The organism is Neisseria macacae ATCC 33926, from assembly GCF_022749495.1.
GTDB lineage: Bacteria > Pseudomonadota > Gammaproteobacteria > Burkholderiales > Neisseriaceae > Neisseria > Neisseria macacae.
The window spans coordinates 2,738,067-2,755,452 of sequence record NZ_CP094241.1 but is presented as its reverse complement, the minus strand read 5'-3'; the positions used below and the strand labels follow the sequence as shown (position 1 = coordinate 2,755,452).

Below are 17,386 nucleotides of genomic sequence, written 5' to 3'. Positions count from 1 at the left end.
AGGGAGGATAAAGTTAGATAAAGATGTTTAATCGGCATCTTTGCCGTCTGCCGTCCAAACGCCGTAGAGGTCGTCTGAAAACACCGTTTCCACACAACTCAAACCCTTTCAGACGACCCCGTCCCTGTTAAGCCTTGCGCCGAACGTGTACAATCCGCCCCATCATACCTAATCCGTACAAACCGCATCATGACTATCAGCAAACAACGCCCCATCGGCGTTTTCGATTCCGGCGTCGGCGGACTGACCAACGTCCGCGCCCTGATGGAACGCCTGCCGATGGAAAACATCATCTACTTCGGCGACACCGCCCGCGTTCCCTACGGCACCAAATCCCGCGCCACCATCGAAACCTTCGCCATGCAGATTGTCGATTTCCTGCTGGAAAACGATGTCAAGGCGCTCGTCATCGCGTGCAACACCATCGCCGCCGTTGCCGGACAGAAAATCCGCCAAAAAGCAGGCAATATGCCTGTATTGGACGTGATTTCCGCCGGAGCGCAGGCCGCACTGAACACCACGCGCAACAACAAAATCGGCATCATCGCCACCAACACCACCGTCAACAGCAACGCCTACGCCCGCGCCATCCACGCCCAAAACCCCGACACGCTTGTGCGCACGCAGGCGACGCCGCTGCTCGTGCCGCTGGTGGAAGAAGGCTGGCTTGACCATGAAGTAACCCGCCTGACCGTGCGCGAATACCTCAAACCGCTCTTGGTGGACGACATCGACACACTCGTCCTCGGCTGCACCCACTTCCCGCTGCTCAAGCCCCTAATCGGCAAAGAAGCGCAAAACGTCGCCCTGGTCGATTCCGCCATCACCACCGCCGAAGCGACCGCCCAAGCACTCGCCCAAGCAGGGCTGCTCAACACTGAAAACGACAGCCCCGACTACCGCTTCTACGTCAGCGACATCCCCCTGCGCTTCCGCACCATAGGCGAACGCTTCCTCGGACGCAGCATGGAACAAATCGAAATGGTCTCGCTGGGATAAGGCATATCCCGCATACCAAAACGAGAGGTCGTCTGAAAACCCGTGTTTTGAGTTTTCAGACGACCTTTGTTCCATTTCCTGCCCGAGATTAGAAACTGTAATTCACCCGTGCCGTATAAGTGCGCGGCGCACCGGGCATGGCGTCGGAACGCCAGTATTTTTGATTGAACAGATTGCCGACGGCGAAAGTGAGGTTCAGGTTTTTGCGGTTCCAGCCGAGCATGGCGTCGGTGCGGACGAAGCCGGGAAGCGTGGTGACTTCTTTATTTCTTGAATCGTAGCCGTAGCGTTTGCCCGTACCGATTACGCCGATTTCGCCGTAGAGATTTTCGGTCGGCGTGTAACGGAAGAACAGGTTGCCGGTCACGTTGCTGGTGTTGTCCAAATGGATGCCCACGCGGTCGGGATTTTCTTTGTCTTCAACGACTTTCGCCTGCATCACGCCCAACGAGCCGCGCAGATAGAGTTTTTTGGGGATGATTTGTCCGATGGCGGACAACTCCACGCCGCGCGAACGGTGTTTGCCGCCAACTGCCCAAGTGTAGGGATCATTTTGCGCGTCGGGACGGTAGCGGATATTGAAGCGTTCGATTTGGTAGGCGGACAATGTGGTGCTGAGGCGGTCGTCCAGCCAACTGCTTTTGACACCGGTTTCGTATTGGCGGGTGTACTCGGGATCGGCGTTGAACACGGCAGAAGACGAAGTATCGATGCTCAAATAGCCGCCGCGTTCGCCATAAGGCGCGAAGCCTTTGTTATACGAGGCGTAAAGCGTGTGGGCGGGTGTTACGTTCCACACTGCGCCGATATTGGGGCTGAACGAATGGCCGCTGTATTGGCGGCTGCTGCCGGTGAGTTTGTTTTCGGAATTAAAGGTGTATTTGTCGTAACGGCCGCCGAGGACGAATTTCAAATCGGGCGTGGCGGAGAAGATGTTTTGCACGAAAATGCCGTAGGAGTCGGCTTTGTGGCGGTTTTGGGTGAGGACGGGCTGCAATCTGCCCGAAGCCGGCCAGCTTGCGCGGTCGTAGGGGTCGATGGAGGCGGAGAAGGCGCGGTTGTAACCCAATGTCGGGTTGCGGTGTTCGCGGCTGTAATCCAAGCCTACGGTCAGGTGGTTTTCAAAACGGCCGATGTTGTAGTCGCCGTTGAGCGTGAAGTTGGACGACAGGGTTTTGTTATCGGTCTGCTGCCAGGCGTAATTGCGCTTGATTAGGCTGCCGTTTTCGCTGCCTGCATAGAAATGGTCGAAATCCTGCGCCGCCGTGCGGTGGGCGAGCTGCCATTGGGCGCGCCATTTGTCGTTGAAGGCGTATTCGAGGTCGGAACGCCAAACTTGCAGCTTGTCTTTGACAAAATCGTTCGGGTGGGCGAAACCCATGCGGTAAGGCAGTCCGAAGCGGTCGTACACGGACTTGGTCGGACTGCGGTCGGGCGTGCGCTCCACATTGTCGTAGGTGTATTGCCCCGTCCATTTCAAGCCGTTGTCGAGTTTGACGGTAATGCTGGGCGAAACCATGACGTTTTTGCTGTCTATGCCGCTGCGGAACGAATTGGCGCGCCCGACTTCGCCGGTGAGGCGGATGGCGACGTTTTTGTTCAGCACTTCGTTGATGTCCATATTCAGGCTGCGGTTTGCCCACGAGCCGTAAACCGCACCGATGTTGCGGCTTTGTTTGAAGTTGGCGTATTTGCTGACCATATTGATGACGCCGCCGCCGTTGGTGCGGCCGTAAAGCACGGAAGACGGGCCTTTCAGGATTTCCACGCGCTCAATGTTGGCGGTGCTGCGGCGGACCTGTCCGCTTTCGCGCACGCCGTCGCGGTAAATATCGGATGCGTCGGCTTGAAAACCGCGCAGGAAAATGCTTTCGCCGCGCATATCGTAAGCCGCGTCAATACCGGCGTTGCCTTCGAGGATGGAACTCAAATCGTTCGTGCCGTAGTTTTTGTTTTTCTGGATGTTGAGCGTATCGACGGTTTGCGGCGTTTCTTTGATGAGCTGGCCGTTGCGGGTAACGGCGGCTTCGTCGTAATTGATGTAGCCTTTGAGTACGCTGGTGTCGGACTGTCCGACCACGGTAACGGTGGGCAGGGTGGCAGTGTAATGTTCGCTATCGGCGGTATCAGCGGCATACAGCGGGAAGGCGGAGGCAATCAGGGCGGGAAGCAGGGAAAGGCGGGCAGAATATTGCATGTTCAACTCGGAAGATGAAGGGATGCGGCATTATAGGAAATATTTTTGTTTAATCGAAATAATTGATAATAATTATCTTTATTTATGACAAATCGTGTTTATATTTTGCAACGAAGCAGCCATAAAACGAAAGGTCGTCTGAAAAGCCCTGTTTCGGGTTTTCAGACGACCTTGGCAATATTCAGAATCAACGTTCGGAAGGCTCAAACCTTCTTCAAAACCACCATATGCCGTTCTGCATCCAAGCCTGGGACGTGGAGGGCTTCGACGCGTTCGACGGCGACGGTGTCGGGGAGTTTGGCGATTTCTTCTTCAGGATACACCCCTTTCATGGCGACCCAGAGGCCGCCGTCTTTCAGCAGGTGCACCGTCCAGTTGACGAAGTCGGCGAGTTCGGCGAAGGCGCGGCTGGTGATGATGTCGGCTTGGAAGTCTTGAACGGCTTCGACGCGGCCGCTGACGACGCGGACGTTGGCGAGTCCGAGTTCGATGACGGCTTGTTGCAGGAAGGCGGTTTTTTTGGTGTTGGCGTCCAGAAGGGTGATGTTGAGGTCGGGACGGCAGATGGCGGCGGGAATGCCGGGCTGTCCGCCGCCGGAGCCGACATCCAGCATGGTGTGCGCGCCTTGGAGGTAGGGGAGCAGGGTCAGGCTGTCGAGCAGGTGGTGGCTGACCATTTGCGCTTCGTCACGCAGGGCGGTGAGGTTGTAGGTCTTGTTCCACTTTTTGAGCAGGCCGGTATAGGCGAGCAGCAGGGTTTGCTGTTCTGCGGATAGGTCCAAACCTAATGCCTGTATGCCTGATTGGAGTTGCTGTGTCGGGGTCATGGTGTTTGTCCGTGTTTGTGTCGGGCATTATGGTAGCGGAAAAAAAGGTCGTCTGAAAGGCGTGGGGCGGGCGGGGATAAGGTTGTCGGAATGGGGAGTTGTAGCGTGGGCTACGCCCGCGAAACTTACCGCCTGACAATCCGAATTCGTCTGTTATTTTTGCACTCATGTCGTGGGCAAAGCCCACGCTACGGGTTTCAGACGACCTTTGGGTGTTTTCGAGGAGTGGTTGGTATTTAATTTTCTGAGCGAGTTGTAGCGTGGGCTACGCCCGCGAAACTTGTGGTCTGGCAATCTGAATCCATCCGTGTCTTTGCACTCATGTCGTGGGCAAAGCCCACGCTACGGATTTCAGACGACCTTCCCTGCGTTTTCCAGCATTAAGACAAATTGTGCCAAATCTTGCGGCAGCGGGGCTTTTAAGATGAGTTTTTCGCCTGTCAGCGGATGGTCGAGGTGCAGCTCGGCGGCGTGGAGGAACATCCGTTTCAAACCGAGTTTCTGGAGGCGTTTGTTGGCTTGGTAGTCGCCGTAGCGTTCGTCGCCGGCGATGGGGCATTGCTGGGATTGGAGGTGGACGCGGATTTGGTGGGTGCGTCCGGTTTTCAGGGTGGCTTGCACGAGGGTGAGGTGCGAGAGGCCGACTTGGTGCAGGAGGTCGTCTGAAAAGCGGTTGAGCACGCGGAAGATGGTGTGCGCGGATTGTCCGTCTTCGCTGACGCGCACCATTTTTTCGCCTTGTGCGCCGGTGTATTTGAACAGGGGCAGTTTGACGTGGAAGCTGTCGTTCGGCAGTTTGCCTACGCCCAGCGCGAGGTAGATTTTTTTGGGGTGGTCGTTGCGGATGGCTTCGTGCAGTTTGACGAGCGCGCTGCGTTTTTTGGCGATCATCAGGAGGCCGCTGGTGTCTTTGTCGAGGCGGTGGACGAGTTCGAGATAGCGGGCTTCGGGGCGGGCGCGGCGGATTTGTTCGATGACGCCGAAGCTCACGCCGCTGCCGCCGTGGACGGCGGTGCCTGCGGGTTTGTCGATGACGAGCAATGCGTCGTCTTCGTAGATGATGGTAAATTCGCGTGCGGGTACGGCTTGGGCGCGGTTTTCAGACGACCTTTGTTTTTCGGCGGTGCGCACGGGCGGGATGCGGAGCAGGTCGCCTGTTTGGATGCGGCTGTCGGGCTTGCAGCGTTTTTTGTTAAGGCGCACTTCGCCGGCGCGGATAATGCGGTGGATATGGCTTTTGGGTACGCCTTTGAGGATTTTTATCAGATAGTTGTCAAGGCGTTGTCCGGCTTCGTGTTCGGCGACGGTAATCAGGCTGACTGAATCTTTGCTTATTGCGTGCGTTTTCATCTATAATCCCGAACATCCGTTTCGGCAGAAACCTGTACAAACAGGCCGTATGGGACGGATGGTATTATTAAAACGAGATTTTATATTAAAAACGCACTCTGCAAAGCATTTTCCCTGCGTTTATGCCAAAGCCCGTAAACGCAGGAACGTGATTAAGTTTGATTTGATTTTGCCGATTTGACCGGGCATAAGACGAGGGGCGGGTGTTTGACAAACCTGCCGCGCCGCACCGTTCGAAACTTCCGGCATAACGATAATAAGAAGATGTCGGCTACCTGTTTTCCAAGCCGGGCCTGTACCGTCCGGACTTCGGCGGCGGACGGAGTGTTCCGCCGCATTGTTCTTTATTGCCTTCTTTATCCGTATCCTTCCGCACACGGCCGCATTGTTTTGGGCGGCGTGCAACCTTGCGGACTTCAATTCAAAAACTGATTGCTCATCCGGGTTTCTGCATCCTGCGCCGAAAAGGGGCGCGGGCTATGCCCAATCCCGCCCGCCTCGCAGAGTGTCTGACAAAGAGCAGGCAGGTCGTCTGAAAAGGCTGCCCTCCTGTGCGAGGTAATGATTATGAAAAGAATGTTGTTCAATGCAACGCAGGCCGAAGAGTTGCGCGTTGCCATTGTCGATGGGCAAAACCTTTTGGATTTGGACATCGAAACGCTGGGTAAAGAGCAGCGCAAAGGTAATATTTATAAGGGTATCATCACCCGCATCGAGCCGTCGCTGGAAGCGTGTTTCGTAGATTACGGAACCGACCGCCACGGCTTTTTGCCGTTTAAGGAAGTATCGCGTTCGTATTTCCAAGATTACGAAGGCGGCAGGGCGCGCATTCAAGACGTGCTCAAAGAAGGCATGGAAGTCATCGTCCAAGTCGAAAAAGACGAACGCGGCAACAAAGGCGCGGCGCTGACCACCTTCATCAGCCTGGCCGGACGCTATCTGGTATTGATGCCCAACAACCCGCGCGGCGGCGGCGTATCCCGCCGTATCGAAGGCGAAGAGCGCCAAGAACTCAAAGCCGCTATGGCAGAACTCGACATTCCGAACGGCATGAGCATCATCGCCCGCACCGCCGGCATCGGCCGCAGCGCGGAAGAGTTGGAATGGGATTTGAACTACCTCAAACAGCTTTGGCAGGCCATCGAAGAAGCCGGTAAGGCGCACCACGAACCCTACCTCCTCTTCATGGAAAGCTCGCTGCTCATCCGCGCCATCCGCGACTATTTCCGTCCCGACATCGGCGAAATTCTGGTGGACAATCAAGAGGTTTATGACCAAGTTGCCGAGTTTATGAGCTACGTCATGCCGAGCAACGTAGGTCGTCTGAAACTCTATGAAGACCACACGCCGCTGTTCTCCCGCTTCCAAATCGAACACCAAATCGAAAGCGCGTTTGCCCGCAGCGTCAGCCTGCCTTCCGGCGGCGCGATTGTGATCGATCACACCGAAGCCCTCGTTTCCATTGACGTCAACTCCGCCCGCGCGACACGCGGCGCGGACATTGAAGACACCGCCTTCAAAACCAATATGGAAGCCGCCGAAGAAGTCGCACGCCAAATGCGCCTGCGCGACTTGGGCGGTTTGGTCGTCATCGACTTCATCGACATGGAAAACCCCAAGCACCAGCGCGATGTTGAAAACGTCCTGCGCGACGCGCTCAAAAAAGACCGCGCCCGTGTGCAAATGGGCAAACTTTCCCGCTTCGGCCTCTTGGAATTGAGCCGCCAACGCCTGAAACCCGCCTTGGGCGAAAGCAGCCATGTCGCCTGCCCGCGCTGTGCCGGTACCGGTGTGATCCGCGGCATCGAATCGACCGCCCTGCACGTTTTGCGCATCATTCAAGAAGAGGCAATGAAAGACAACACCGGCGAAGTGCACGCCCAAGTGCCCGTCGATGTCGCCACCTTCCTGCTGAACGAAAAACGCGCCGAGCTGTTTGCGATGGAAGAGCGTTTGGATGTCAACGTCGTCCTGATTCCGAATATCCATCTGGAAAACCCGCACTACGAAATCAACCGCATCCGCATCGATGACGTAGAAGAAGACGGCGAACCGAGCTACAAACGCGTTGCCGAGCCGGAAGAAGACGAATCCGCCAAACCTTTCGGCAGCGAAAGAGCCAAAGCCGCCCGTCCCGAACCCGCCGTCAAAGGCGTGCGCCATACCCAGCCTGCCCCGACCGTATCCGAGCAAAAAAGCGGTTCATGGTGGGATACCTTCAAAGCATGGCTCAAACGCATTTTCGGCGGCAATACCGCAGCCGAAACCGCGCCTGTTGCCGAAGTGGCGGAAAAACGCACTTCAAACGGCAACAACCGCAACGGCAATTCCGGCAACCGCCGCGCAAACAACCGCCGTCAAAACCCGCGCCGCAACAATAGGCACGACGGCAGCAAGGTAGAAGTGCGCGAAGTGGCGGACTTCAAAGACAAAGCAGCAGACAATCAGGCGGCGGAAAACGAAACCCGCAACGCCAAAGACAACCGCCGCAGCCGCAACCGCCAAAACGAGCGCAACGCCGCATCGGAAGCCGAAAACCTCGAAGTCCAAGCACTTGCCGCCGCAACGTCGTCTGAAAACGAATCCCGTTCGGGCGAACAGGCGCAAGGCGGCAAACGCCGCCGCAACAACAACCGCAACGAACGCAACCGCGAACAAGCGGAAATCCGTGCGGAAGAAACCTTGTCCGAAACAGTGGACAACGCAGCGGAAGAGGGCGTACAAACCGCCGATAACGATGCACCGAAAGGCAACGAACGCCGCCAACGCGAGCGCAACAACCAACGCGACCGCCGCGAACGCAACAATCAGCGCGACCGCCGTCAAAACGGTAAAAAACGCAATATTCCGTCTGCCGCCAAAATCGAGCAGTACCTGAATATTCACGATACCGCCGACAAAGTCCGCTTCGCCGCCGCGCACGTCATGGGCGAGCCTGTCGAAGAAGAACCGTTTGCCGTAACCATCCCCGCTCCCGAGGATAGTGCCGAGCCTTTGGTGGTCGTCGTTTCCGAACCCGTTGCGGCCACTGAAGAAGCCTTCGTGTTCTCCATCGAAGGCGAAGAAGCGGACAGCGGCATCCTGATCGAAGACAGCACCGACGACGAATGCAGCATCATCGACTCCGCCATCGGCAGCGTCGAAGAAACTTCGACTTCCGTGTTCGCCATCGAAACCGAAGACGGCTACCAACCAATGACCGCCGTCCCTGCCGAAGGCGAGGTCGAAGCCGTTGCCGAAATGGAGGAAGAGCTGGTCGTTTGGAAAGCCGAACGCGAAGCCGCCGCTGCCATCGAAGCCCTTGCCGCCGCCGCAGCGGCCGCCGCAGCCGCCCAAGCAACGGAATCCGAGCCGCAAACTGTGCCGGAAGCAGGCCAAGCGGAAGCGACCGAGCCGGAAGAAACTGTCCCTGCCGTTGCCGCGATGCCCGACTTAGGCGGTTTGGTGTTTGTCGAAACCAATCCCGAAGCCGTCGCCGCCTTTGCCGAACAGGTTCAGCCCGAACCCGAATCCGGCCTGCGCCGCGCCGACGTGCCGAAAGTCGAAGCCGAACCTGTCGCCGCTGCCGAAATGGTCTTGGTGGAAACGCGCAAAGACTAAAGGCTGAAAGAAGAGGGCATCGTTTAAGATGCCCGAATCGACAAAAAGGTCGTCTGAAACCGTAAATCCGGTTTCAGACGACCTTTGTCTGTTTAAAAAAGATTATTTGAAGCGGTAGCCGACAGTAGCCATGTAGCTGTTGTTGTGGACTTTCAAATTGTCTTTTTTATAACGGGTTTGCTCCCATTCGGCGCCGACTTCGACATTCGGCGCAACGGCGTATTTCGCGCCCACGCCGTAGCCGAGGCCGTTCATATTGTTGCGTTTCGCGCCCAGATTGTCGAAGCGGCCGTAGTGGTAGCCGACCTTACCGTAAGCCAGCGCGTTGTCGGTCAGGCGGTAGCCTTGGACGTAGGAAACGTTGGCATCGACTTTTTGTTTCGCATTGCCCGCGATTTTGCGGTGCAGCGGTTTAACGCCGGCTTCAACGCCGCCAATCCAGTTGCTTTGTCCGAATTGTGTGTTGTAGCTGCCGCGTACGGCAACGTCGCCTTTGGTTTTTTCGTTCAGATTGACATTGCGCACATCACTTTTGGTTGCGCCCGCGCCGACTTCCAAGCCTGCGCCGGTAAAAGAACCATCAGCGAAAGTGATGGCGGAAGCGGTAGCCAATAAAACAGTCAGTAAGGTTTTTTTCATGATAATGCTCCTTCACGGATAAACAGGAAGCGTGTTTCTGCTTCCGACGAATCCAGTATCGGATGCTTGCGGATGAGCCGCAACCGCCTTTGCCGAGGCGTTACCCATCTTCTCAAGTGCTTAACGTTTGTAATTCATTGAAACGGCTGAATTTGTATCGCCCGAAATATCGAGGTGCGCGATTTATAATTTGCGTAAAGTGCGATGAAAAGTATGAAGATTTATGAACCTTGCTGTGTGGAGAGGGGCGCGTTTGGCAGCAGAGGCGGAGTGCGGGAAAAATGATAAAGGCTTAAATGGCAGTTTACATTGATCGGTGTGGCTTTATTGCCATAAGCGCGACAAAGGTCGTCTGAAAACTGAACTGGCCCCCAAATCTTGGACACTCATAAAAGCCTATTCAGGCGCTCTGTGCAAGCTGGGTTCTGTATGCGACAGGACTCAGCTTTTTCAATTTCAAACTGCAACGCTCCCGGTTGTAGTAATCCATATAGTCATCTATCTGCTTCATCAATTCATCTACTGTCAATTCACCTGCGTTATAGAAACACTCCGTCTTCAACACCGCAAAGAAGCTTTCCATCGGCGCATTGTCCCAACAGTTCGCCTTTCGCGACATGCTTTGAACCATGGAATGCTCCGCAAGCAATTCCCTATACCCCGCCGTACGGTACAGCACACCTTGGTCCGAATGAAGCATCGTTCCTTTAGCAGTCAGACGGGGGGCGGCTTTTTCGAGCATTTCCTTCACCATTTCGCTGTTGGCATTGCGGCTCATGGCGTAGGCGACGATTTCCCGGTTGAACAGGTCCAATATCGGCGAGAGGTACAGTTTGCCGTCCTTCCCTTTGAGTTCGGTAACGTCGGTCAGCCATTTTTCGTTAGGCTTTCGGGCTTTGAACCGGCGTTTGAGGAGGTGTTCCGATATCTCGCCCATGGCGGGATGGCGGTAGGCTTTTTTCGCCCGTATGAGGGCTTTCAGTTCCAACTGCTTCATCAACCGCGCCGCTTTTTTGCGGTTCCAACCCAATGCGGCGGCAATGCGCCTTTGTCCGTAGCGTCCTTTATGCCGCCGGTAGGTTTCGACGAGGAGGGCTTTGTCGGCTGCGTCGGGGTCGGGTCGGTCTTGGTTGTGGTAGTAAAAGCTGCTTTGGGGCAGGTTTGCGATGTGCAGTAGGTATTTGAGCGGGTGTTGCGCCCTCAGTGTTTGGACGGTTTGGCTTTGTCCTTTGCGGTCTGCTTTTGGCTGAGGGCTTTTAACTCCTTTAGGTAGGCAACCTTTGCGCGCATATAGCACAACTCTTCAATAAGCTCTGCCTGCGTTTTTTCTTGGTCGGGTTTATCTGCGATGAAGGGGTTTTTGCGGTGTTGGGTCATGGTTTTGGATTGGGGATGTTCGAGTGCGCCGATACCGCCTTCTTGATAGGCGCGTATCCATCGTCTCAGGTGGGTTCGGGAAATGCCGTAGTGGTCTGCGGTACGCTGTTGGCTGCGTATATGCAGGTAGTGGAGTACGGCTTGGTATTTGAAGTGTAATGTATATTTGCTCATAAAAAAACTGCACCTTGTGAGTTGGAGGGGATGTCCAACTTTTGGGGTGCAGTTCAGTTTTCAGACGACCTTTGTTTTGCCTGAAATCGGGTATTTACGAAATCAGGTTCAAATCGCTGATGCGGTCGTAGAGGCGGTCGGGGTCGTTGCCTTCTTCGTGCATTTGGATGCGCAGGCGCAGGTCGTTGGTGGAAACGGCTTGGCGCAGGGCTTCGTCGTATTCGATTTGACCTTGGATGTAGAGTTCGAACAGGTGTTGGTCGAAGGTCTGCATGCCGTCAGTGCCGGAGCGCATCATGAGTTCGCGGATTTCCATGAGTTCACCTTTGAAAATCAAATCCTGCATGGCGGGTGTGTTGAGCAGAAGGTCGACGACGGCGGTACGCTGGCTGCGGTTTTTCTTGATGGCGAGGCGCTGGCCGATGATGCCGGTCAGGTTGAGTGCCAAATCCATGAGGACCTGTTTGCGTCGGTCTTCTTGGTAGAAGTTGATGATACGTTCGATGGTTTGGGCGGCGGTGTTGGCGTGGATGGTGAAGACGCACAAGTGGCCGGTTTGGGCAAGCTGGAGGGCGTATTCCATACTGGCTTCGCTGCGCACCTCGCCGATACAGACGACGTCGGGCGCTTGACGCATCGCGCTTTGAACGGCGATTTTCCAGTCGTTGGTGTCGATGCCGACTTCGCGCTGGGTGAAGATGCTGCGGCGGGGTTTGTAGATGAATTCGATCGGGTCTTCGATGGTGACGATGTGGCCGGGCATTTTGTGGTTGCGGTAGTCGAGCATGGATGCCATGGTGGTCGATTTACCGGAACCGGTCGGGCCGGCAAGGATCAGCAGGCCGCGCGGGGAAAGGGAGAGGTCTTTGAGTTTGGCGGGCAGGCCGAGGCTCTCCATTTCGGGGATTTCTTGGTTGATACGGCGCAAGACCATGCCGACGCGGCCTTGTTCGTGGTAGGCGTTGACGCGGTAACGGGTGTTGCTGCGGGATTGGACGGAGTAGTTGAGTTCCCATTCGCGGTTGAAGGTCTCAAGCTGCTCGGGGTTCATGGTGGATTCGACGATGGCGGCAGTGTCTTCGCCAGTCAGGGCTTTGTGCGGGACGGGGGTCAGGGTGCCGCTGACTTTGACGGCAGGCGGGAAACCTGCGCTGATGAAGATGTCGGATGCGCCGCGTTTTTCTGCTTCGACGCACATACGGTCGAGCAGGGGATGGAGGTGTGTGCCGATTTCGGCGGGAGTGGGAATATGTGGCGGTTGGTTTTTTTGCGAGTAGGCTTGCACCATTTCGCTGAGTAAGTTGTGTAAAGGAGTTGTTTCGCTCATTTTGTGTACTCTTTATAAGTAAGTGAATATTGAGACCGGCGGGCGGTTTGTTTGTTATTGGGTATTGCCTGCCTTACGGAGGTCGTCTGAAAACGGGAAACGGGCTTCCTCGTTGTATAAAGTGCGTTTCAGACGACCTTGTCTGTTCCCGATAATGGAATGTGCTGATCAGACGATGGTCATGCTGTCGCTGTTTTGCGCTTTACTGCGGGCTACGTCGGGGCTGATGGTGCCTTGGCGGACGAGGGTTTGCAGCGCTTGGTCGAGGGTTTGCATGCCGTGTGCTTGACCGGTTTGCAGGGCGGAGTTGATTTGGGCGATTTTGTTTTCGCGGATCAGGTTGCGCACTGCGGGCGTGGAGATGAGAATTTCGTGTGCGGCAACACGGCCGTTGCCGTCGCGGGTTTTCAGCAGGGTTTGCGAAATGACCGCGCGCAGGGACTCGGACAGCATCGAACGCACCATTTCTTTTTCGCCGGCAGGGAATACGTCGACGATACGGTCTACGGTTTTGGCTGCGCCGGTGGTGTGCAGCGTACCGAATACCAAGTGGCCGGTTTCGGCGGCGGTCAGCGCAAGACCGATGGTTTCGGGGTCGCGCATCTCGCCCACGAGAATCACGTCCGGGTCTTCACGCAATGCGGAACGCAGGGCGTTGGCAAAGCTGTGGGTGTGTTGGTGCAACTCGCGCTGGTTGACGAGGGCTTTTTTACTTTGGTGGACGAACTCGATCGGGTCTTCGATGGTGAGGATGTGTGCGGGTTGGGTTTCGTTGATGTAGTTGATCATCGCCGCCAGCGTGGTGGATTTACCGGAACCGGTCGGACCGGTTACCAGTACCAAGCCGCGCGGGTTATCGGCGATTTTTTGGAAAATACGTGGGGCGCGCAGGTCTTCCAGCGTCAATACGTCGCTCGGAATGGTACGGAAGACGGCGGCAGGACCGCGGTTGGAGGTAAATGCGTTGACACGGAAACGGGCGACGTTGGGCAGCTCGAAGGAGAAGTCCACTTCCAAATCTTGTTGGAACAGTTTGCGCTGATGGTCGTTCATGACCGAAGTAACCATGTTGCCGACTTCTTCGGCGGACATTTCGGGCAGGTTGATGCGGCGGATGTCGCCGTGAACACGGATCATGGGGGACATTCCGGCGCTTAAGTGAAGGTCGGAAGCTTTGTTTTTGACGCCGAAAGCGAGTAAGTCGGTAATCTGCATAATGTGGCCTTGTTTTAGTTTAGAATAATGAGGCGGAACCCGATTTAAAGTGCGGACGCGGAATGCCGGGCGTTTCCCTGTTCAGGTCCCGATAAATTGTATTATTTTAAATACATAAACCGTTCAGACCAAGTAAAATTTTCAAAATCGCTGTAATTGATGTAATAAAGGAAGAAATCATGTCGGTATTGCAACAAAATTATGCGGAGGTGAAACGACGCATTGCCGAAGCCGAGCAAAAGGCGGGCAGGCAGGCGGGCGAAGTGGGTTTGATTGCGGTCAGCAAAACCTTCCCTTCAGACGACATCCGCGAGGTATATGCCGCAGGACAGCGTGATTTTGGTGAAAACTATATTCAGGAGTGGTACGAAAAAACGGAAACGCTCGCGGATTTGCCCGACATTGTTTGGCACGTCATCGGCGATGTGCAGTCAAACAAGACCAAATTTGTCGCCGAACGCGCGCATTGGGTGCATACGATAGGTCGTCTGAAAACCGCCCGCCGCCTGAGCGAACAGCGTCCGCCCGAAATGCCGCCTTTGCAGGTGTGCATCGAAGTCAATATCGCGGGCGAGGAGGCGAAACACGGCGTTGCGCCCGATGAGGCGGTCGCGCTGGCGGTGGAAGTGGCGAAGTTGCCGAATGTGGTTGTACGCGGATTGATGTGTGTCGCCAAAGCCGACAGCGATGATGAAGCATTGCGCGTTCAGTTCCAAACCATGCAGAAACTGCTTGCCGACCTGAACGCGGCGGGTGTTCGCGCGGATGTATTGTCTATGGGGATGTCCGGCGATATGCCTGTGGCGGTCGCGTGCGGCGCAACACATGTGCGCATAGGCAGCGCGATTTTCGGCAGGCGGGAGCAAAAAGGGAAAGATGGTCAATGAAACAGATTATCTCGGTCTTTTTGCTTGGTTTGACCTTAACGGGTTGTCGGTTGATGGGCTGGTATCAATGTGAGTCCTTATCGGGCTGGTGTAAGCCCAAAAAGCCGGCAGCAATAGATTTTTGGGAAATTAAAGGCGAGCCGCCGCCTTCTATCGAGGATTTCCGCGGAACACGTTTGGCAGACGGGAGTTATTCTGTTGACGATAATGCTTACCGTACCGCAGCTAATGATTATTTCATGAGGAAAATCAAAAAGTTTGAAGCTTGCGGACTGGATTGGCACACCCGCGATAAACGCCCTTTGGCGGAAACTTTCAAACAAGAAGGATTGGATTGTTTGGAAAAACAGGGTTTATACCGAACATCGTTGCCCGAAAGCGTCCGTTGGTAAAAAGGTCGTCTGAAATTTTTCCGGTTGGGTGGAAACGGCATTTCAGACGACCTCAGCAAATGTATCTCATTTAAAAAATTAAGGAAATTTATGAACATCTACTTTTTAGGCGGCGGCAATATGGCAGCTGCCATTGCGGGCGGATTGGTCAAGCAGGGCGGATACCGCATCCACATCGCCAATCGCGGCGCGGAAAAACGCGAGCGTTTGGCAAAAGAATTGAATGTCGAAGTTTCCGAGTCGCTGCCCGAACTGCTTTCAGACGACGTTTTGATTCTTGCCGTCAAACCGCAGGACATGGAAGCCGCGTGCCGCAACGTTCGTATCAACGGCGCATTGGTGCTTTCCGTCGCTGCCGGTTTGTCTATTAATACCCTCAGCCGCTACCTTGGCGGAACGCGCCGAATCGTCCGTACCATGCCCAATACGCCGGGAAAAATCGGTTTGGGCGTATCCGGCATGTTTGCCGAAGCCGAAGTATCCGAAGCCGACCGTGCCGCCGCCGACCGGATTATGCGTTCCGTCGGTTTAACCGTTTGGTTGGACGAAGAAGACAAGTTGCACAATATCACAGGCATTAGCGGCAGCGGCCCCGCCTACGTCTTTTACCTGCTTAGCGCGCTGCAAGCCGCCGCTCAGGCGCAAGGGTTTAGCGAAGAAGATGCCCGCGCCCTCAGTCTCGCCACGTTTAAAGGCGCAGTTGCCTTGGCAGAGCAAAGCGGCGAAGACTTCGCGAAACTGCAGCAAAATGTTACTTCCAAAGGCGGAACCACCCACGAAGCCATCGAAACGTTCAAATCATGCTGCGTCGCCGAAGCCATTGCCCAAGGCGTGGAAGCCTGCGTCAAGCGTTCGCAGGAAATGGCACAACAATATAAGGTCGTCTGAAAATGCGCGGAGATTTATTGATATTGCTTGCCGACGGCATCGTTATCCTGTGTTTGGCACGTCTTTTCCTGCAAGCGGCGGGATTGAGTGAAAATCATGCGCTCTTGGCGTTCAGCAAGCGATCAACCGATTGGCTGGTCAACCCGCTGCATAAAATTCTGCCGGTTAAAAAATACGACCCAGCCTGCCTGTTGTCAGGACTGTTGTTATATTACATCGCATTCACCTTCATTACTTTAGTGGCGCAGCCTACCGCATTCAGCGCAAAAATCATCATCGCCAATTTTATACTGGCAGTATTGAATACAATTAAATCAGCAGCTTATGTGTTATTGATAGGGTTGTTTATCCGCATGGTGCTCAGTATTAAAGATCCCTATTCCCAACTTTCCGTCGCGTTGGAACGGATATATCGCCCCATCCTTTTCCCTGTACAGTTTTTAAAGTACGGACGCTACGATTTTTCGGGTAGTATATTGGCATTATTACTGTGGATCTGGTTAAGCAGTCTATCGCCCCAAATTACCCGCCAAATCAACTTGTGGCTACTGCAATAGACAGCGAGTTCATTAAGAATTTGCAGTATGACGTAAGCAAAATGCAAAAAAGTGAAAATCGAAAACACGACTGTGAAAACATGGTATCATGCCGCCATTTCCAAACGGGCTTGAGAAAAGAAGTCCTAAGAAATCAATAAAATAAACCACTTGAGTAGCATTTTGTTTCCCGCAATAGATTGAAAGAAAAATTATGGCAAAGCTGACAGAACAAGACATTTTGAATTGGGACGGCCCGGAAGAAGACTACATGAATAGTGACCAGTTGGCATTCTTCCGCGAACTGCTGGTAAAAATGCAAGACGAACTGATTGAAAACGCATCTGCCACCACCGGCCACCTGCAAGAACACGAATCGGCTCCCGATCCTGCCGACCGCGCTACTCAAGAAGAAGAGTACGCGCTGGAACTACGCACCCGCGACCGTGAGCGCAAACTTCTAGGTAAAGTACAAGCAACCATCCGCAGTATCGACGAAGGCGATTATGGCTTCTGCGCGGATACCGGCGAGCCCATCGGCCTCAAACGCCTCCTTGCCCGCCCGACTGCGACACTTTCCGTGGAAGCACAAGAACGCCGCGAACGCATGAAAAAACAGTTTGCCGACTAAGTATAACGAAATCGGCTAATTGAATTAGACAGTAAGAAAATGAAAAGGTCGTCTGAAAGGGATTTCAGACGACCTTTGCTGTTTTTGATTTGAAATAAAAGTCTTTGTATTTCAGGTTGTTGTTAGGTTTTGTGGAATTTTTTGTTGTTTAGGAGTTGACGGTTTTTGAGGGGAGGGGTATAGTTCGGTTCTTCGCTGCTTCGGCGGTGACTGAACGAACAGGTAAGTATATCACAGTTGATCTGATTTTTCGAGGTTTTAAGAAAAGTTTTGATTGACAATGAGATGAAATGCTTTATAATTCGTTTTCGCTCTTTAACAAAACAGATTACCGATAAGTGTGAGTG

General features: G+C 54.4%; 15 protein-coding genes. 7 read left to right on the top strand and 8 right to left on the bottom strand.

The annotated features are described in order from the left end of the window. Positions 1-189: 189 nt before the first annotated feature. A complete protein-coding gene (murI, locus tag MON40_RS13160) occupies positions 190-999 on the top strand; it encodes a glutamate racemase (protein WP_003779418.1) in 810 nt (269 codons plus the stop codon). Between the two features lie 88 nt (positions 1,000-1,087). Here the strand turns inward: murI and MON40_RS13155 are convergent, their stop codons facing one another. The 3 genes from MON40_RS13155 to MON40_RS13145 all read right to left on the bottom strand — a co-directional run bounded on the left by MON40_RS13155 (position 1,088) and on the right by MON40_RS13145 (position 5,373). Continuing rightward, positions 1,088-3,196, bottom strand: a complete 2,109-nt coding sequence (locus tag MON40_RS13155) for a TonB-dependent receptor (RefSeq protein ID WP_003779417.1) — start codon at positions 3,194-3,196, stop codon at positions 1,088-1,090. Positions 3,197-3,399: 203 nt separating this feature from the next. Further along, the gene (gene rsmG / locus MON40_RS13150; RefSeq protein ID WP_242925944.1) at positions 3,400-4,023 is read right to left on the bottom strand and encodes a 16S rRNA (guanine(527)-N(7))-methyltransferase RsmG; all 624 of its coding nucleotides are present in this window, start codon (positions 4,021-4,023) and stop codon (positions 3,400-3,402) included. A gap of 351 nt (positions 4,024-4,374) precedes the next feature. Further along, positions 4,375-5,373, bottom strand: coding sequence for an RluA family pseudouridine synthase (locus MON40_RS13145; protein ID WP_003779413.1), 999 nt, complete (start codon positions 5,371-5,373; stop codon positions 4,375-4,377). Between the two features lie 567 nt (positions 5,374-5,940). Between MON40_RS13145 and MON40_RS13140 the strand changes: the two genes are divergently transcribed. Beyond that, on the top strand, positions 5,941-8,973 hold the full coding sequence (locus tag MON40_RS13140) for an Rne/Rng family ribonuclease (protein ID WP_174263550.1): 3,033 nt from the start codon (positions 5,941-5,943) through the stop codon (positions 8,971-8,973). Between the two features lie 102 nt (positions 8,974-9,075). On the opposite strand, the gene MON40_RS13135 is transcribed toward MON40_RS13140, so the two are convergent. The 5 genes from MON40_RS13135 to MON40_RS13115 form a co-directional block, all read right to left on the bottom strand. Further along, entirely contained in the window at positions 9,076-9,612 is a 537-nt protein-coding gene (locus MON40_RS13135) for a porin family protein (protein WP_003767081.1), read from the bottom strand. 400 nt (positions 9,613-10,012) lie between these two features. Beyond that, on the bottom strand, positions 10,013-10,909 hold the full coding sequence (locus MON40_RS13130; protein ID WP_242925943.1) for an IS3 family transposase: 897 nt from the start codon (positions 10,907-10,909) through the stop codon (positions 10,013-10,015). Then, positions 10,813-11,163 carry a helix-turn-helix domain-containing protein gene (locus MON40_RS13125; RefSeq protein WP_242925942.1) on the bottom strand — a complete coding sequence of 117 codons (351 nt, stop codon included), beginning with the start codon at positions 11,161-11,163 and terminating at the stop codon, positions 10,813-10,815. Before MON40_RS13125 ends, MON40_RS13130 begins: the two co-directional genes overlap by 97 nt. 94 nt (positions 11,164-11,257) lie before the next feature. Beyond that, positions 11,258-12,490 carry a PilT/PilU family type 4a pilus ATPase gene (locus MON40_RS13120; RefSeq protein WP_003779409.1) on the bottom strand — a complete coding sequence of 411 codons (1,233 nt, stop codon included), beginning with the start codon at positions 12,488-12,490 and terminating at the stop codon, positions 11,258-11,260. 168 nt (positions 12,491-12,658) lie between these two features. After that, positions 12,659-13,705, bottom strand: a complete 1,047-nt coding sequence (locus MON40_RS13115; protein ID WP_003779408.1) for a type IV pilus twitching motility protein PilT — start codon at positions 13,703-13,705, stop codon at positions 12,659-12,661. A 179-nt stretch (positions 13,706-13,884) separates the two neighbouring features. Between MON40_RS13115 and MON40_RS13110 the strand changes: the two genes are divergently transcribed. The 5 genes from MON40_RS13110 to dksA all read left to right on the top strand — a co-directional run bounded on the left by MON40_RS13110 (position 13,885) and on the right by dksA (position 17,039). Further along, positions 13,885-14,592, top strand: coding sequence for a YggS family pyridoxal phosphate-dependent enzyme (locus MON40_RS13110; RefSeq protein ID WP_003779407.1), 708 nt, complete (start codon positions 13,885-13,887; stop codon positions 14,590-14,592). Continuing rightward, positions 14,589-14,984, top strand: a complete 396-nt coding sequence (locus tag MON40_RS13105) for a hypothetical protein (RefSeq protein WP_003779405.1) — start codon at positions 14,589-14,591, stop codon at positions 14,982-14,984. Before MON40_RS13110 ends, MON40_RS13105 begins: the two co-directional genes overlap by 4 nt. 90 nt (positions 14,985-15,074) lie before the next feature. Then, positions 15,075-15,872 (top strand): pyrroline-5-carboxylate reductase, encoded by a 798-nt coding sequence (proC, locus tag MON40_RS13100; RefSeq protein ID WP_039863169.1) that lies wholly within the window; start codon positions 15,075-15,077, stop codon positions 15,870-15,872. 2 nt (positions 15,873-15,874) lie between these two features. After that, positions 15,875-16,429 (top strand): YggT family protein, encoded by a 555-nt coding sequence (locus MON40_RS13095; protein WP_003779401.1) that lies wholly within the window; start codon positions 15,875-15,877, stop codon positions 16,427-16,429. 193 nt (positions 16,430-16,622) lie between these two features. Next, on the top strand, positions 16,623-17,039 hold the full coding sequence (dksA, locus tag MON40_RS13090; protein WP_003767066.1) for an RNA polymerase-binding protein DksA: 417 nt from the start codon (positions 16,623-16,625) through the stop codon (positions 17,037-17,039). Positions 17,040-17,386: the final 347 nt, after the last annotated feature.

Bases quoted from the DNA above. Each gene is read 5' to 3' on its own strand.
- MON40_RS13120 (WP_003779409.1), bottom strand. From the start codon at position 12,490: ATGAGCGAAACAACTCCTTTACACAACTTACTCAGCGAAATGGTGCAA.
- MON40_RS13155 (WP_003779417.1), bottom strand. From the start codon at position 3,196: ATGCAATATTCTGCCCGCCTTTCCCTGCTTCCCGCCCTGATTGCCTCC.
- MON40_RS13140 (WP_174263550.1), top strand. From the start codon at position 5,941: ATGAAAAGAATGTTGTTCAATGCAACGCAGGCCGAAGAGTTGCGCGTT.
- MON40_RS13095 (WP_003779401.1), top strand. From the start codon at position 15,875: ATGCGCGGAGATTTATTGATATTGCTTGCCGACGGCATCGTTATCCTG.
- MON40_RS13145 (WP_003779413.1), bottom strand. From the start codon at position 5,373: ATGAAAACGCACGCAATAAGCAAAGATTCAGTCAGCCTGATTACCGTC.
- MON40_RS13115 (WP_003779408.1), bottom strand. From the start codon at position 13,705: ATGCAGATTACCGACTTACTCGCTTTCGGCGTCAAAAACAAAGCTTCC.
- dksA (WP_003767066.1), top strand. From the start codon at position 16,623: ATGGCAAAGCTGACAGAACAAGACATTTTGAATTGGGACGGCCCGGAA.
- MON40_RS13135 (WP_003767081.1), bottom strand. From the start codon at position 9,612: ATGAAAAAAACCTTACTGACTGTTTTATTGGCTACCGCTTCCGCCATC.
- MON40_RS13125 (WP_242925942.1), bottom strand. From the start codon at position 11,163: ATGAGCAAATATACATTACACTTCAAATACCAAGCCGTACTCCACTAC.
- proC (WP_039863169.1), top strand. From the start codon at position 15,075: ATGAACATCTACTTTTTAGGCGGCGGCAATATGGCAGCTGCCATTGCG.
- MON40_RS13110 (WP_003779407.1), top strand. From the start codon at position 13,885: ATGTCGGTATTGCAACAAAATTATGCGGAGGTGAAACGACGCATTGCC.
- rsmG (WP_242925944.1), bottom strand. From the start codon at position 4,023: ATGACCCCGACACAGCAACTCCAATCAGGCATACAGGCATTAGGTTTG.
- murI (WP_003779418.1), top strand. From the start codon at position 190: ATGACTATCAGCAAACAACGCCCCATCGGCGTTTTCGATTCCGGCGTC.
- MON40_RS13105 (WP_003779405.1), top strand. From the start codon at position 14,589: ATGAAACAGATTATCTCGGTCTTTTTGCTTGGTTTGACCTTAACGGGT.